General features: G+C 40.7%; 15 protein-coding genes and 1 pseudogene. 9 read left to right on the plus strand and 7 right to left on the minus strand.

All coding sequences use genetic code 11. From position 1 onward, the window contains the following. The 5 genes and pseudogenes from FTV18_RS11165 to FTV18_RS11185 all read left to right on the plus strand — a co-directional run. Positions 1-120: pseudogene (locus FTV18_RS11165) on the plus strand (IS30 family transposase); the annotation flags it as partial. A 201-nt stretch (positions 121-321) separates the two neighbouring features. Further along, positions 322-726 (plus strand): hypothetical protein, encoded by a 405-nt coding sequence (locus FTV18_RS11170; RefSeq protein WP_180018302.1) that lies wholly within the window; start codon positions 322-324, stop codon positions 724-726. Positions 727-791: 65 nt separating this feature from the next. Then, entirely contained in the window at positions 792-986 is a 195-nt protein-coding gene (locus tag FTV18_RS11175; protein ID WP_257229522.1) for a hypothetical protein, read from the plus strand. A gap of 124 nt (positions 987-1,110) precedes the next feature. Further along, positions 1,111-2,334 carry a sodium/glutamate symporter gene (gene gltS, locus FTV18_RS11180; RefSeq protein WP_104484060.1) on the plus strand — a complete coding sequence of 408 codons (1,224 nt, stop codon included), beginning with the start codon at positions 1,111-1,113 and terminating at the stop codon, positions 2,332-2,334. A 373-nt stretch (positions 2,335-2,707) separates the two neighbouring features. After that, a complete protein-coding gene (locus tag FTV18_RS11185; RefSeq protein ID WP_180003715.1) occupies positions 2,708-3,802 on the plus strand; it encodes a hypothetical protein in 1,095 nt (364 codons plus the stop codon). A gap of 170 nt (positions 3,803-3,972) precedes the next feature. Here FTV18_RS11185 and FTV18_RS11190 read toward each other — a convergent pair whose 3' ends face one another. Beyond that, positions 3,973-4,842: an alpha/beta fold hydrolase gene (locus tag FTV18_RS11190; protein WP_180018304.1), complete on the minus strand. Its 870-nt coding sequence runs from the start codon at positions 4,840-4,842 to the stop codon at positions 3,973-3,975. Between the two features lie 116 nt (positions 4,843-4,958). Here FTV18_RS11190 and FTV18_RS11195 point away from each other — a divergent pair, with 116 nt between their 5' ends. After that, a complete protein-coding gene (locus FTV18_RS11195; protein WP_180018306.1) occupies positions 4,959-5,417 on the plus strand; it encodes a hypothetical protein in 459 nt (152 codons plus the stop codon). A 110-nt stretch (positions 5,418-5,527) separates the two neighbouring features. On the opposite strand, the gene FTV18_RS11200 is transcribed toward FTV18_RS11195, so the two are convergent. Beyond that, a complete protein-coding gene (locus tag FTV18_RS11200; protein ID WP_099338976.1) occupies positions 5,528-5,743 on the minus strand; it encodes a hypothetical protein in 216 nt (71 codons plus the stop codon). 588 nt (positions 5,744-6,331) lie between these two features. Beyond that, on the minus strand, positions 6,332-7,618 hold the full coding sequence (brnQ, locus tag FTV18_RS11205) for a branched-chain amino acid transport system II carrier protein (RefSeq protein ID WP_180018308.1): 1,287 nt from the start codon (positions 7,616-7,618) through the stop codon (positions 6,332-6,334). Positions 7,619-7,970: 352 nt separating this feature from the next. Here brnQ and map point away from each other — a divergent pair, with 352 nt between their 5' ends. Beyond that, positions 7,971-8,765 (plus strand): type I methionyl aminopeptidase, encoded by a 795-nt coding sequence (gene map / locus FTV18_RS11210; RefSeq protein ID WP_166134899.1) that lies wholly within the window; start codon positions 7,971-7,973, stop codon positions 8,763-8,765. Between the two features lie 294 nt (positions 8,766-9,059). On the opposite strand, the gene FTV18_RS11215 is transcribed toward map, so the two are convergent. From FTV18_RS11215 to FTV18_RS11230, 4 genes are all read right to left on the minus strand, one after another. Continuing rightward, the gene (locus FTV18_RS11215; RefSeq protein ID WP_180018310.1) at positions 9,060-9,959 is read right to left on the minus strand and encodes a LysR substrate-binding domain-containing protein; all 900 of its coding nucleotides are present in this window, start codon (positions 9,957-9,959) and stop codon (positions 9,060-9,062) included. An 87-nt stretch (positions 9,960-10,046) separates the two neighbouring features. Continuing rightward, on the minus strand, positions 10,047-10,751 hold the full coding sequence (locus FTV18_RS11220) for an NAD-dependent deacylase (protein WP_159123161.1): 705 nt from the start codon (positions 10,749-10,751) through the stop codon (positions 10,047-10,049). A gap of 19 nt (positions 10,752-10,770) precedes the next feature. After that, the gene (locus FTV18_RS11225; protein WP_180018312.1) at positions 10,771-11,703 is read right to left on the minus strand and encodes an alpha/beta fold hydrolase; all 933 of its coding nucleotides are present in this window, start codon (positions 11,701-11,703) and stop codon (positions 10,771-10,773) included. Positions 11,704-11,717: 14 nt separating this feature from the next. Beyond that, positions 11,718-12,266 (minus strand): PadR family transcriptional regulator, encoded by a 549-nt coding sequence (locus FTV18_RS11230; RefSeq protein WP_180018314.1) that lies wholly within the window; start codon positions 12,264-12,266, stop codon positions 11,718-11,720. A 166-nt stretch (positions 12,267-12,432) separates the two neighbouring features. Here FTV18_RS11230 and FTV18_RS11235 point away from each other — a divergent pair, with 166 nt between their 5' ends. After that, positions 12,433-14,457: an NADPH-dependent 2,4-dienoyl-CoA reductase gene (locus FTV18_RS11235; RefSeq protein ID WP_180018316.1), complete on the plus strand. Its 2,025-nt coding sequence runs from the start codon at positions 12,433-12,435 to the stop codon at positions 14,455-14,457. Positions 14,458-14,645: 188 nt separating this feature from the next. Beyond that, on the plus strand, positions 14,646-15,056 hold the full coding sequence (locus tag FTV18_RS11240) for a nuclear transport factor 2 family protein (protein WP_034171064.1): 411 nt from the start codon (positions 14,646-14,648) through the stop codon (positions 15,054-15,056). Positions 15,057-15,092 lie beyond the last annotated feature (36 nt).

Genomic DNA, 15,092 nt, shown 5'->3' on the forward strand with positions numbered 1-15,092 from the left:
TCAAACGAACAAATAGAGCAGATAGAATTTGCACTCAACCATCGTCCTAGAAAAACACTAGGTTGGTATACACCGAGTGAAGTTATGGCTGGTTTTTATACTGTTGCACTTGCCGCTTGAATCCGCCAATTAATTATTCCTAAATTTGATAAATTTACTAGTTTTCTTATTTGTCTAATATCATTTTTTATTTTTTTAGTTGTTTCCTTTAGTCTTGAATCTGCTGAATTTTTATACTATATAATTGTATGTATTTATTTATATATCTTTTATATATTGATCTATAATATCTCTCTAGAATATAAATATTTATCTAAAATATTGAATAATAATTCTAGTATTGAAAATGCTTATGAAAAAATTCTCAAAAATAAACTTAGAGAAAGAAAAAATGCTTTATCTATTCTTATGGGGGCTTTTTTGATCATACCATTTTTAATGGGTGGTCAATATAATGTAATTGAAAAAATAGTTAACTTTTCAATGGAAAAAACTAATGTGAGAGTCATGAAAACTAGTATTTATATTAAAAATGATTTTGCACAGTTGATATTAATGAAGAGTATGGGGGGAAATAAAATAAATTATACTAGAATTAATAATGTTGATATCCTTTTTAGGGGCGGAGGTAAAAATACATTAATAGGCTTCTTAAAGAATGGGGTTTATATAAAAATGGAAGTACCAAATGATTCTCTTTTAAACGTTTATCATGTTAAAAATTAAATTATAATATTAATATCTTCAATTATTGATGTAGATACATGCCCAAATAATCCCGCTTTCTCTGTATCGGTGGCTTCCTAAACGCAACCCAAGTGAAAGACCAAGGCGACAGTTTTATCTGTGTCGAAAATGGTAAAAAGGTGACTTACCATAAAAAAGAAATCTTCCATCAAGATGCTTGGGATCATGATTATTATGTTTGTGAAAGTACGACAGACCAGCAAGCACACAATTGGGTTTATGATATTCCATCGTATTAATTGAATCTATTTAGGACATAAATTAAACAATTACTAGAAACAATAACTTGCATAACATTTCTAAAATTGATTTTTCATACTGTTTTCCTAAAACTTTATGAAAATAAAGCCAATAGGGAATGTTATGAATTATGAAATCGATGCCTTTGGCACCTTGGTGATTGCAGTATTTTTTCTTTTTATTGGGCGGTATCTTGTTAGTAAAATTGGCTTCTTTAGAAACTATAACTTACCTGAGCCTGTAATCGGCGGTCTAATCGCAGCGATTACAGCTTTTATTCTCTATAAATTTTTTAATATCAGTGCCACATTTGACTCAGAAATTCAAACCATTCTGATGCTGATGTTCTTTACCTCTGTTGGTTTAAGTGCAGACTTTACCAAGCTCAAAGAAGGTGGGAAATCACTGCTGATCTTTCTGGTCTGTGTCATTCTATTTGTAGTTGTACAAAATGCGGTTGGCATGAGTTTAGCCACAGCACTTGGGCTTGATCCATTGATTGGTCTGATTGTCGGTTCTGTTACTTTAACAGGGGGTCATGGTACTGCTGGTGCTTGGGGTGAAGTTCTGGAAACTCAATATGGAATCCAGGGGGCAATTGTTCTTGGTATGGCCAGTGCTACTTTTGGTTTGATTATTGGTGGACTTGTAGGCGGTCCGGTTGCCAAATTCCTGATTAAACGCAATCAATTGGCAGAGACAGTAGCGCAAGAGACCAATGAGCAACAACTCGATACTAGCATCAACACCGCACCCTTCGAATATCCAAAGAAAACCCGGTTGATTACAGCCAGTAATGCAGTGTCGACTTTGGGGATGTTTGCGCTATGTATTTTTGTTGCGAATGAAATGACAGAGATTAGTCAGGGAAGATGGTTCGAACTGCCGACCTTTGTCTGGGCTTTAGGTACAGGGGTGATTGTACGTAACTTCCTGGAGCATGTACTGAAAGTCGATATTTTCGACCGTGCCATTGATGTATTTGGCAACGCGTCATTGTCCCTGTATTTATCTATGGCTTTACTGTCACTGCAACTCTGGTTGCTGGCCGATTTGGCAGGCCCGCTCATTACCATTTTGTTTGCGCAGACAGCGGTACTGATTTTATTTACCGCAATTGTGACCTTTAGAATCATGGGAAAAAATTACGATGCAGCCGTATTGGTGGCAGGGCATTGTGGTTTTGGTATGGGAGCAACCCCGACGGCGATTGCCAATATTCAGGCGGTCACCAATAGTTATGGTCCATCGCATAAAGCCTTTTTGATCGTACCGCTGTGTGGTGCATTTTTTATTGATATTGTGAATGCTGTGGTCATTCAGAGTATCATTGCATTTTTCGGTTAAATGTTAATACGACTTTAAAATCATATAGACATGAAAAAGCCCCATGGTTAGGGGCTAGTCGTATGCACATCTAAGGCACATACTGTAAGAGGCTCATCTCATACTAAGTGTATTAGAACACAGAACTGCATGGACGGATATAAATATCGTATTTTCCTCACCAGATTTTTAACAGCTGATTTATTTATATTCGGTTTGATCTTTATTTTAAAATCAGTTTAGTAGGGGAGTTACCAAACCAAAAGATTGTCTTAATTTAAGACGAATGGTATTTCTATTAATTTAATGACGCTTATCAATGTGATAGAGTTGGCAAGTTTTTTCTAAAACAACTTAAAAATTATAAAATTAAATAAAAATTAGGTTAGTTATAATGTTCATAAAACAAAAACATCCAATATTATTGGGAGTAGCACTCTCATGTTTATTATCCGCATGTGGTGGCAGTGGAAGTTCTGATAGTTCTAATTCTTCAACCAATGAATCCAATAATAATCTCACCCAAACAACTTACGCAGAAATTTCAGGTGTTGCATTCGCTAATAAAGCGTTGGCTTCAGCAGAAGTAAATGCAATCTGCAAAGATGGCAGTGGATTTAAATCTAAGGTAAGTACAAATCAAGATGGAGCGTGGTCTGGTGAGGTCAACGCATCACAGTTTCCATGTCGTATCGAGGTGCAAGCTGACCGAAAATATTATGGCTATGCGCAAAAAGCCGGGAATGTGAATGTAAACCCATTAACAGATTTATCTATAGCTTATGGGAGCTCACAACTACCTGAAATATGGTACAAATCAGGGGTGATATCTACCGATAAATTAAATTCAGGTCAATTTGAATTATTAACTGAATTAATTAAAAAAGGTTATGGCATTGAAAACAATGTCGATATTTTTAATGGTAAGGTTGAAATAGCTGATCCAATTCATCAAGTTATACAAAATTTATTGGAAGCAATTCGAACTGGAAATACAATTAAAGATTATGATGCTTTATTGATATTGGTTAAGGATGGGAATTTATCTTTTATACCAGATAAACCTAATAGTGCTTTAGTTGATCCATTGAATATACAAGTAAATACAGGCGCTTGTGTTCCTTATGATCCAAAGGAATTCGGTCGATATGAATATTGTAATTCTAGCGTACTTCCAGATTTCGAAGAAGATCAATTGATTTCGGTATTTGGTCAAAAATGTGTATTAACGAAAGTCGGTGAAATATTAAGTATTACTGACGGTAAATTGACAATTTCCGCTCGTATTAATCAAGACAAAGATGACGCAATTTTGGTGCAATATAGTGAGGGTGCTTTATTTGCTGCAGTGAATCCAAATCCTCTAGATGCAGATGATGTGACGCATAACGTCGCCATTTCATTGCTTCCATCAGGTCAAATAAATGGTGTAACTGCAGGTAATGATCAAGGGGATGCTTTATACTGCGCATCAACACGCCCACATTAATAAATTGATTTTATAAATGTTCAGACATTAAAAAGCCTATGGTTAGCGACTAGTCATCTTGTGTATTAGAGCGCATATATGATGGAATTTATAAAGAATCTTATTAACTCAAAAAACCATCAGGTCGGGTTACAGGCCTGATGGTATCAAAATACAAAAATGAAAAAGAGTTAAATCGCTGTGATTTCCTGTTCAATCACCGGCCATAAATTCTGGTGGCTACGTTTAAACATTAGCATATGTCCAATGGCTTTATGTCCAAAAGCGGAGGGCTTGAGTTTTTTATGACTGGCATTTGCATTTGGATATAAACGGATCAAATCTTTGACATTGGCTTCGGTGGCAATTTCATCATCCGTACTCCATAGCACTGTAATCGGGCAGGTGATTTGCTCATGATGATCTTCGGTTTTTGGCACAGTCTTACCAATGGCATTAATGACATAACCCGGCTTACTACAGAACTGTGCCCATTGTTTTGCCACATCTTTCGGCAGATTTTCACCCATACCAATTTTGCTGGTTGGGCCATAACCCAGAGTAAAGCGTGATAGAGGAAAGATCACATCAAACATGACAGGAGCGAGTAGTTTGGTTCGACCTTTTAAGCCTTTGACATGACCAGTTGAACCAGAAACAGCGACGACTTTCGCTACTTTGTCATAGTTTGGCACGATACCGAGTAACTGACCGCCAGCACTATGGCCGACCAGAATCACTTTTTCTGCTTTAGTTTTATCCAGTAAAGCATCAATCGTTGCTGGAATATCTAACTGACCCCATTGCACGATGCTGGCTTTGGATTTTTTTAAAGATCCATTCAATGATTGTCCAATACCACGGAAGTCGAAACATAAGACATCATAGCCTTGCGCTTGCAGCCAGACATTAAAGCTGTGATAGAACTGAGCGGTGATTCCGGTCGCTGGACAGATCAATACCGGTAAAGATTTTCGGGCTGCTTCATTCGCTGTATAAAAACGTGCTGTCAATGGATAGCCATCCTTGCACCTAATGGTCAATGTTTCGAATTCGGACATGCGTTACACTATATTTTTGGAATCATTATCAAGAATTAATCTACACCAGTTCCGAATAGGAACGGCTTTAAAATATGACTAAAAAGTCAAAATAATGAATGTAATGGAATTTATTTATGCAGCCAATGGAACTAAGTCTGGCAGTTAAGCTGGCAATATTATTTAGTGGAATTTTCTTGTGGGTGGGGATGCTGACTGGGGTATGGAAGTATTTACAGATTCGCAGTTCAGCACAGTCACGGGCACATTATTATGTCGATATCGCACATCGTAGTAGCTTGCTGTATGCACCGGCAGCGCTGATCCTTGCAGTGCTGGCTTATTATTCTCAATTTTCAGAAACTATAAATCTACTCTGTGTGGTACTGAATCTGGCTTTTTTCAGCTTTTCTATTGGCGCTTATATCCTGCATGGTATGCTGAAAGATACCACCAACCAATTTAGAAAACCGCATCAATTAGGTAAGTTTCAATTACCCGGCATATTGATGACTTTGGCGATGATCGGATTAATTTTGGCGGAGCTGGGTGGAACAGGAGTTTTGTTTTGGGGCGCAGCGCAAGGGATTTTTTAGGTTATTTTTATTCTAAGTGGGAAGAGAGAATACTTGAATTGGACTTTTCTTTTTCTTCTACCATATGGATGAGTGGCCAGGTCATCCATATGGTTCAACACCGGTGTTGATTAGCGATATTTCTGGTCAATGACCACCCACAGGTAAAATGCAGCCGAGACGATCAGCGCATACGCTAAGTACTCTGGCTTTAAATTTCCTTGAATTACGCAATGCACGATTAAAGTCAACATAAGCGCAAAGGTGGTGCTTAAGAACACCACAAGGTTTGAATTGGCTTTAAGAGCGTCAATGAAGACTTGCTTATTGAAATGTATTGATAACATCTCCATCCCTCCTATTTTTAGTGTTATTGATGTCCAAAACTGAGTGAATTAATCAGGATTGAACATACAGTTGTACTGCGAATACTAGAACTTTTCAATAGCTCCGGATGACTGTGCTGGAGAAATACAGAAACTTTAGTCGTAGAGCTAAAAAAATATCAAAGTACAGCAATTTATCTGGACCATTTAAGCGCTTAAATTGGGGTTTAAGAGTGGATTAGTGAATAAAACTTAAATGGTACAAGCGGAAAAAAGCAAATTGTACGCCACAATCTGTGATTTACTGGGAAGAGAGTGTAAGCACGTGTATATGGAATGCGTAAGAATAATAAATAGTGTTGGAATGTTGATATAAGTCAATGAAATTGAATAATTTTGAAAATGATTGTAGTGTTTTGGTCAAATGAATATCTGGATTATTTCATAGATGGATTTTTATCCACTTTATTTAATTAAACGCTTTCGGATGAATCAATATGCAGTGAATTGAACCAATAAATGTCCGTTTGGGTAAAACCTGACAATTATTGATCATGCTTAAATCGTGTTTTGGGTAAAAAGACGATTTATTGACACTGTCCAGAAAGATTAGTTTCTGATACGGTCAATCACAGCTGAAATCACGAGAACAATTAGGGCTGGGATAAGCCATGCCATGTTTTGTTCAGAAAGCGGTAAATTCTGTAGTACTTCAGGTAAATCAAAGCCGGCAACTTTAAGGCCATCAAATACCCCGAAAATAAAGGCAACCAGTGTGGTTGGTGCAACGACTTGAGCAGGCTTTTTAAAGAAATGTCCGCAGAAGCTCAGCAGGATCACTGCAATTGCAGGCGGATAAATCGCGCTCAATACAGGCACAGACACGGCAATCAATTTAGTCAAACCAAGATTTGAAATCACCAGCGAGAAGCCGACCAATACAAAGACAAAGGCTTTATAAGGCAATTTAGTAATAGACGAGAAATATTCAGCACATGCACAGGTTAAGCCAATCGCAGTCACCATGCAGGCAACAAAGATCATGGTAGCAAGGAAATAAGCCCCCATATCACCAAAAGCATGTTGTACATAGGCATGCAGAATAATCGCACCATTCGCAGCATTAGGGGCAACATCATGACTACCTAAGCCTAGTTTAAACAGGCTGAGATACACCAGTGTCAGACCGATACCTGAAATAATCGCTGCATTGACTGCATATTTGGTAATCAGCTTGCGATCCGTTACGCCACGAGAAGTAATCGCACGCACAATCACAATACCAAAGACCAATGCACCTAAGGTATCCATGGTCAGATAACCATTAACGATGCCTTCAGTGACCGGGCTTGTAACATAGTTACCCACTGCAGCAGGTGGTTTGCCGGCAGGAATCAATACTGCAGCACCGCCTAAAATGATCAACGCGATAATTTTTACTGGGGACAGGAAGTAACCAACCGTATCCAGAATCTTATTTGGATAAAGGGAAACTAAAGTCACTACAGCAAAATAGATCACACTATAGATCAGCAGGTTGCTAGGTGCATTGCCAAAGTATGAAGAGAAGCCGATTTCATAAGAAACGGTTGCGGTGCGTGGTGTCGCGAATAAAGGCCCAACCGTCAGATAACACACGACAGTCAGTAAAAGACTGGCAGCTTTACCTAAAGGAGAACTTAAGATCTGAATTGAACCTTCAACACGTGACAATGCCACGATGGTGATGACAGGTAGGCCAACTGCCGTAATCAAGAAACCTAGGGCAGCTAACCATACATGCTCACCGGCTTGTTGAGCCACAATCGGTGGAAAGATAATGTTGCCCGCACCAATAAACAGTGCAAAGGTCATAAAACCTAAGGCCACAATATCTCTTGTACGGAGACTTGTCATAGAGGGAGAACAAATAAATAAAAGAAAGCGATTTTAGTGTATATATGATGATTTTTGGAGTTTAATTTAATCCTGAAAGCCTTGATTTTACTGATCTTGACGATCGGATAATGTGAACTTTAAAAGCTTGGTAGAAATATATCTTTGATATTCAGTTGAAAAAAATATAATTTATTTTTAAATAAATAAATCATTTAGGCTTCACTCAATCATTTAAGGCTTATTGTTTGTATAAATAAGCAGCAGTGAAATTCTCTATAGCAAGTTTTAAGAATTGTCATGCAGAGCGAACAAATGCGCATCTTGGCTGAAAAAGGACTATAATTTCCTGATTCACCTTGAGGATAGATCCATGCGAGCTCCAGCGATTACTCTGAAAACCGAACAAGATATCGAAAAATTACGTATATCTGGGCGTTTGGCTGCACAGGTTTTGGAAATGATCGGGGAGCATGTCAAGCCGGGTGTCACAACTGAATATCTGGATGACATCTGTCATGATTTTATCGTCAATACACTAAAAGTGACGCCAGCTAATATTGGCTATTATGGTTATACCAAAACCACCTGTATTTCACCGAATGAAGTGGTTTGTCATGGTATTCCATCTCCGAATACGGTCTTGCAAGATGGCGATATTATTAATATTGACGTTGCGATCATTAAAGACGGTTATTTTGGCGATACCAGTCGAATGTATTATGTCGGTACACCAACTCCTGAAGCCAAACGTCTGGTCAAAACCACTTATGAAGCTATGGTTGCCGGGATTCATGCCGTTAAACCGGGCGCAACCCTAGGCGATATTGGTTATGCAATCCAGTCTGTTGCACAGCGTGAAGGCTACACCATTGTGCGTGAATATTGTGGTCATGGGATTGGTAAAATTTATCATGAACAGCCAAACATTCTGCATTACGGGCAACCAGGTCAGGGCATCAAACTGGTACCCGGCATGGTCTTTACCATTGAGCCTATGGTCAACATGGGTAAAGCGCGTGTTAAAGAGTTGAAGGACGGCTGGACAGTCGTGACTGCAGATAAATCCTGGTCGGCTCAATGGGAACACATGGTAGTCGTGACTGAAACAGGTTTTGAACTGTTATCGCCGTGGCCAGAAGGCACTGGCGAATATCCGGAAATTTAAATTATTTTTCATGTTATGCATTGAAATACAGTAGCTTACATAAATTACAGCTTGCTTGCTATTAGTGACGAAAGTCTACAAAACACTACATGAAGAAGTGGTTTAACCAGCCAAATTCTCTTAATCTATTTATAGTTAGTTGATGTTTGCTTTGTTAGATGTCTGATTGCTGTATATTAGATTTGGCTTGGCGGTAGTAGTTTCCTTTCGTTCACTTCATGCTGTAGTGAATCGTTTTTATTAGCTCATTTTTCCCCAAGAATGAGCTATTTTTTTTGCCGGAAATATGTCTATTTATACAAGATGCAGATGCTCAACCAGATAATCAATAAATACTCTTACAGCTGGTAACAGACCACGACGGGAAGGATAAACCAGATGGAAAATTCCATGTGCCGTTTTCCAGTCTGAAAGTACCCGAACCAGTTCGCCCCGTTCTATATATTGCTGCACGACATTATCGGGCAATAAGGTAATACCACAGCCTGAAGCTGCCAGTTGTGCCAGCATATTCAGGTCTGATCCCATTACGGTCGGGTTGATCCGGATTTTCTTCTGTTGCTGCTGCTCATTCTGCAATATCAGGAACTGTTCAGTATGTTCCTCAGCCATGCTTAAAATTTTATGTTCAGAGAGCTGTTCAGGTGTTTTAAGATCGCCAAATTCATTTAAATAGCCCTGACTGACAAACAGATGTTGTTCAATTTTTTCAAACTGACGAATTACCAGATTCGGATCATCATCCAGGCTGGTCCGTACCCGTAAGGCCAGATCAAAACCTTCATTAATAATGTCCACACGTCGATTGGTGATCATCATCTGGACTTTAATTTCAGGATATTTTTTCAGGAAATCCGGCAGGATTTTTGCCATTTCATTCTGGGCAATGGAGACGGGCAGGCTGATTTTAATGGTACCACGCGGTTCAGTACTGAGATGATCCACCAGATCATGGGCGGCCTGTGCTGCACTGAGCATCACTTGTGCATGTCGATAGATATTCATGCCAATATCAGTGACTGCAAAATGGCGAGAACTACGCTGAATCAGGCGGACACCAAGGCGTTCTTCCAGATTATAAACACGGCGGCTGAGCTTGGATTTGGGAATATCGGTGGCACGTTCGGCTGCACTAAAGCCGCCATGTTCAACGACCTGCGCAAAACAGTAAAAATCATCCAGATCAGTCAGCATCGTTTAATTCCATTCCTGCAACAATAGGCTGATTAAAAAATGATTGTTGCATACTGTCAACTATAGAATACGAATTTTGAATGATGACTAGATCTCGGACTCAAGTAATTTAAGTAAGGTCTTCATGCCTTCTGTGGCCGTCTGGGAAATCTTGTGGAACTGGGCGGGTAAATGCTGTTGATCTGCTTTGGGATCAATATAATAAGCTGTGCAGTGAGCTGTAATCTCATGGATTAAGCCAGCAACAGGATATACTTGCAGACTAGTTCCAATAACCACGAAAATGTCAGCATCCTGTACACAATCTTGTGCTTCTTCATAAGCAGGTACGGCTTCGCCAAACCAGACTACATGTGGACGTAGTGGATAGCCCTCCTTACAGAAGTGTTTAGTTAAATCTAATTCAGTCCCTTCAATCGGATAAAACTCGGTGGTGTACTGACAATTCGGGCCTGAGGTTTTGGCTAGGCGGATATTGCCATGCAGATGAATGACCTTGGAGCTTCCAGCACGTTCATGCAGATCATCAATATTCTGGGTAATCACATGGACATCAAAATCATCTTCAAGTTCGGCAATGAGTTGATGAGCTGCATTTGGCTGCGCTTCCAGAATGTTTTTACGTCGGGCATTATAAAAGCGTTGCACCAGTTCCGGATTTTTAGCCCAAGCTTCGGGTGTCGCCACTTCTTCTATACGATACTGTTCCCAAAGCCCATCACTATCACGGAAGGTGTTGATCCCACTTTCCGCACTCATGCCAGCACCTGAAAACACCACCAGTTTTTTCATGATTTCTTCTCCTGAATCTTTAGGCCGCTGATGAACTCGACTGTAAATTGTCTTTCAGAAAGATACCGAGCTCCCTGGCAAATTTGAGTGGTTCGGTCAGTAAGGGGGTATGGCCAGATTTCGTGAAAAATATCTGTTTAGCCTGAGGCAGGCTTTGGGCAATCAGGCGCTGACCTTCAACAGGATAGAGTTTGGACTGCACACCGCTAAAGAAAGTCACCGGACAAGTAAGCTTCGCCAGAGCTTCACGATAATCTTCCTGATGATATAAATAATTATTGATGTACCACGTCATATAATCCACCCGGCTAGAAGGCAGGAGCAGGCTTTGCAGACGAGGTTGATTCATGATGAACTTAAATACTTTCAAACTGGCTGGACGATCATTTTGTAGCTGGATAAAGCGCAGCCATAATGCTGCAATCTGCTGACGTACTGCAGTATCCAGATCTCGAATGAATTCAATATGCTGATGTTCTGCAAGTAGTGATGAAAGCTGCTGCAAAATTTCAATAAATTCCTGATGGCGTGGACCAAAAAGTCCAAATGCCCAGGCATCATCCACCGGAATCTTCGGTGTTTGATCAATATGCAAATAAGCTGCTATGTGTTTGGAAAAATCTCCATAGCACAAGCCATGCATGGTAGTGGTTGCGCCCATAGAGTAAGCAATTACAATGAATTGATCTAAATTGAGCTGCTGGATCACCGACTGAACATCAAGCCAGTGACTCGAAATTGCATCCACATCTTGCGGGATTTTACAGTGACTAGACGCCCCAAAACCACGCCACTCGGGAATGATAAAGCGGAAATTTTTCTGATGTGGATAGAGAAAAGCTGCCCATTGCCAGCTCAACATGCCTAGACCTGATAGGACCAGTACCGGTTGACCCTGACCGTATTCACGTACAAATAACTGTTCGCCATCTGGCATGGTATAGAAGGGCATGCATATCTCCGTATTTATAATTTTTCTACATCGAATTGTTTAAGTCTGGGAATAACCTGTTCCAGCCAGGCAATCCAGCCCAGTTCCTGATCAATACCCAGTTGCAGAATCATTTTATGAATATACAGGGTTCGGTCATTTTTGTCAGCTTGAGCAAAGTCTTTGGCGAAAATCTGCTGATAGGTTTTAAGCTTCTCTTTATGTATTTCTAGATGGCGTTCCAGTTCAGGTAAGGTGCTGTTGCCGCCAAGCTGGGCTTCTGCACGCAGACGAACCATCAGTTCTTCCCGAAGCTGTGCTGGGGAACTGTGCTCCAGCATCCAGTTAGCCAGTTCTTCCCGGCCGAGTCGCTCTACCTGATAGGTTTTTTTACGGCTATGAGAATCTTCCTCTTCTATGGTCGAAATCCAGCCTTTTTGCAGCATGGCATTCAGTTCACGATAGATCTGCTGATGGGTGGCATTCCAGAAGAAGCCCATGGAGCGGTCAAAACGGCGTGCCAGTTCAATGCCGGTGCTCGGTTTCTCAATCAGGCTGGTGAGTAAAACATGTGATAAAGACATAAACGTCTCAAAAAAATGACTCGGGATTATTATGCAACATGTTGCATAAAAATCAATTCTGCACTATAAATTAGTGCAACAAGTTGCATAAGGCTGCTGCTTGATGGAAGTAAATCAGTCAGCCTGAATAAAAATAGCCAGCACATCTGCACGCTAGGGAGTTGAAATGTCTAAATATCCGAATTTACTTGCCCCACTGGATCTGGGTTTTACCACGCTTAAAAACCGTGTCTTGATGGGCTCCATGCATGTGGGCTTAGAAGAAGCACCGGCCGGTTATAATCGGATGGCTGCCTTTTATGCAGAACGTGCCAAGGGTGGTGTAGCCTTAATTGTCACAGGTGGTATTTCGCCGAATGATCATGGCGTCACTTTTCAGGGTGGTTCCAAGCTCGATACGATTGAAGAAGCTGAAAAGCATAAAGTGATTACCCAAGCTGTACATGAAGCTGGCGGGAAAATTGCCATGCAGATCCTGCATACCGGCCGTTATTCTTATCAGGCGGAAAATGTTGCGCCGTCTTCAATTCAGGCACCGATTAATCCAGTCAAACCGCATGCTTTAAGCTCGGCTGAAGTGCAGCAGACCATCGATGATTTTGCTAACTGTGCCAGACTGGCTCAGTATGCCGGTTATGACGGTGTGGAAATCATGGGCTCAGAAGGTTACCTGATCAATGAGTTTATCGCAGCACGTACCAATCATCGTGATGATGAATGGGGTGGCAGCTATGAAAACCGTATCCGTTTCCCGATTGAAATTGTACGCCGTACCCGTGAAATGGTCGGTGAGAACTTTATTATTATTTATCGTCTTTCGATGCTGGATCTGGTTGAAGGCGGTTCAACTCTAGAAGAAGTAATCCAACTCGCCAAAGCCATTGAGAAAGCGGGCGCGACGATTATTAATACCGGTATTGGCTGGCATGAAGCGCGTATCCCGACCATTGCTACCAAAGTGCCACGTGCGGCCTTTACCTGGGTTACGCGTAAGCTAAAAGGTCAGGTGAATATTCCTCTTATTACCTCTAACCGTATTAATACCCCGGAAATGGCAGAATATGTCCTGGCTACAGGCGATGCTGATATGGTGTCAATGGCACGTCCAATGCTGGCAGACTCTGAGTTTGTCTTAAAAGCAGAACAGGGCCGTAGTGATGAAATCAATACCTGTATCGGTTGTAACCAGGCCTGTCTGGATCATATTTTCTCGATGAAAATTGCCACCTGTCTGGTGAATCCACGTGCCTGTTATGAAACCGAACTGATCTTTAAGGAAACCAATTTAGCCAAAAATATTGCAGTGATCGGTGCGGGGCCGGCAGGTTTAAGCTTTGCTATCTATGCAGCAGGTCGTGGTCATCATGTCACTGTATTTGAAGCTTCGGCGCAGATTGGTGGGCAATTTAATATTGCGAAGACTATTCCAGGTAAGGAAGAGTTTTATGAAACCTTGCGTTATTTCAAACGTCAGATTGAGTTGCAACCACGTATTCAATTGAAATTAAATTGCACCGCGACCTTTGATCAGCTGGTTTCAGCCGAATTTGATGACATTGTGGTTGCCACTGGGGTGACACCGCGTCAGCTCGATATTCCTGGAATTGATCATCCTAAAGTGTTGTCTTATCTGGAGGTACTAAGAGAGCGTAAACCAGTCGGCCAGCGTGTGGCGATTATTGGTGCAGGGGGTATTGGCTTTGATACAGCCGAGCTGCTCAGTCATGGGACCGAAAGTGGTAGTGTCAATCCGGAAAAATTCTATGATGAATGGGGAATCGACACTAACTATGAAAATGTTGGTGGACTCAAGACAGCCAATGTAGAACAGCCTGAACGTGAAATTTATTTATTGCAGCGTAAAGCAGTTTCTGTCGGTTCAAGTCTGGGTAAAACCACAGGCTGGATTCACCGTACTGGCTTAAAACATCGTAATGTCAAAATGATTGCCGGTGCAAGCTATGAAAAAATTGATGATCAGGGCTTGCACGTTATAGTGAATGATCAACCTACAGTGTTAGACGTAGATAATGTCATTATCTGTGCTGGTCAGGAATCTTATACTGCCATGTTTGATGAACTGAAAGCTGCCGGTAAAAACGTGCATCTCATTGGTGGTGCCAAAGAAGCAGGTGAACTGGATGCGAAACGTGCAATCCGTCAGGGTGCTGAATTGGCTGCGGTGATTTAATTGATAAAACTTAAAAGATGACAGTTTTTGCTTTCATGCGAAATTGTCATGAAAGAAAGTTGATTCGCAACATTCCCTCTCCTTTGTTAAAGGAGAGGGTTAGGGAGAGGATTCTATTCTGAAACACCAGAATCCCCCTAAATCCCCCTATTTACAAAGGGGGACTTTACAACAAAAAGGAAATAATAATGACACTACAAACAACCCAAACTGCAATTATGCGTTGGCATGAAATGTTGGAAACACGTGACATGTCCATATTGAATGAACTCCTCGCGGACGATGTTGTATTCCGCTCGCCCGTGGCTTTTCATCCTTATCCCGGGAAACAGGTTGTATTTTTTATCTTGACCAATGTGGTTCAGGTCTTTGAAAACTTTAGTTATCACCGCGAATTTCTTAGTGAAGATGGTAACAATGTTGTACTTGAGTTCTCCGCCAATGTCGGCGATAAGAAACTTAAGGGAATCGACATGATTCAGTTCAATGATGAAGGTCAGATCATTGATTTTGAAGTAATGATACGACCAAAATCTGGACTTGAAGCCTTAGCTATAGAAATGGGCCAGCGGATTCAGGCTTATCAGGCTAATACTTAATTTCCTACAATTGATTCAAGTCGGCATGAAGTTTGT

Source organism: Acinetobacter sp. YH12241, from assembly GCF_013417535.1.
Lineage (GTDB): Bacteria > Pseudomonadota > Gammaproteobacteria > Pseudomonadales > Moraxellaceae > Acinetobacter.